The sequence below is a fragment of the Vibrio sp. 10N.222.49.C9 genome (assembly GCF_041474985.1).
GTDB classification, from domain to species: Bacteria; Pseudomonadota; Gammaproteobacteria; order Enterobacterales; family Vibrionaceae; genus Vibrio; species Vibrio crassostreae_C.
In genome coordinates this window covers 1-341 of sequence record NZ_JBFRVD010000713.1, presented here as the reverse complement: position 1 = coordinate 341, position 341 = coordinate 1, and the positions used below count along the sequence as shown (strand labels likewise).

1 protein-coding gene is annotated in these 341 nt (G+C 51.9%); it reads left to right on the top strand.

Going from position 1 to position 341, the window contains the following annotated elements:
- Nucleotides 1–341 (top strand): sigma 54-interacting transcriptional regulator (locus tag AB4585_RS25220; protein WP_372171503.1); only part of this gene is annotated, 341 nt, incomplete at both ends.

Below are 341 nucleotides of genomic sequence, written 5' to 3'. Positions count from 1 at the left end.
GCAGTAGAGGCGATGCATAAGGGGGCTTACGATTTCATAGAAAAGCCCTTTGCCACCGACAGATTACTAGATACCACCAAGCGAGCCATTGAAAAGCGCCAGCTCACCATAGAGAACCAGCGCCTTCGAAACTCGTTGAAGGCTAGCCAAACACTCGGGCCACGCATCATTGGCGATACCTCGGCAATACTGCACCTAAAAGAGACGATTACTCATATTGCCGATACCTCAGCGGACATCCTTATCTTTGGCGAGACCGGAACGGGTAAAGAGCTAGTCGCGCGCTCTTTGCATGAACAAAGCGGTCGCCGAGACAATAACTTTGTCGCGGTGAACTGCGG